Origin of the sequence: Streptomyces hilarionis, from assembly GCF_024539675.1 — a bacterium.
In the GTDB taxonomy this organism is placed as follows: domain Bacteria; phylum Actinomycetota; class Actinomycetes; order Streptomycetales; family Streptomycetaceae; genus Streptomyces; species Streptomyces hilarionis.
In genome coordinates, this window is the sequence record NZ_JAHHIT010000701.1 from 1 (window position 1) to 277 (window position 277).

At 48.4% G+C, this 277-nt stretch carries 1 protein-coding gene; it reads left to right on the forward strand.

What is annotated here, in order from left to right:
- Nucleotides 1–57: 57 nt before the first annotated feature.
- Nucleotides 58–277, forward strand: a 220-nt coding sequence (locus tag KMS84_RS44530) for a VirB4 family type IV secretion/conjugal transfer ATPase (RefSeq protein WP_256921579.1), incomplete at its 3' end; no start/stop codon positions are given.

The window sequence follows — 277 nt, forward strand, 5'->3', positions numbered from 1 at the left end:
GGGGATATAGAAGTTATGCGCCTCGTTGATAAAGCTTTTAATAAGCTAGTGCGAAATATGGATCTTTCGCTTGGTGTCCAACATCCAGAAGGGTCCGATCAGGATCTCGATGAGTTGGTGGTCAGCGAGATGGTGCCGTATGACGTGCATTATGACGATCAAACTGTCATCACCGGCGAGGATTCACTGGTGCAGGTCATCAAGATCGATGGCCTGATGTTTGACTCGCTCACCAGCACGCAAATCAAGCTGTTTGAAGAACGCCGTAATACTGTGC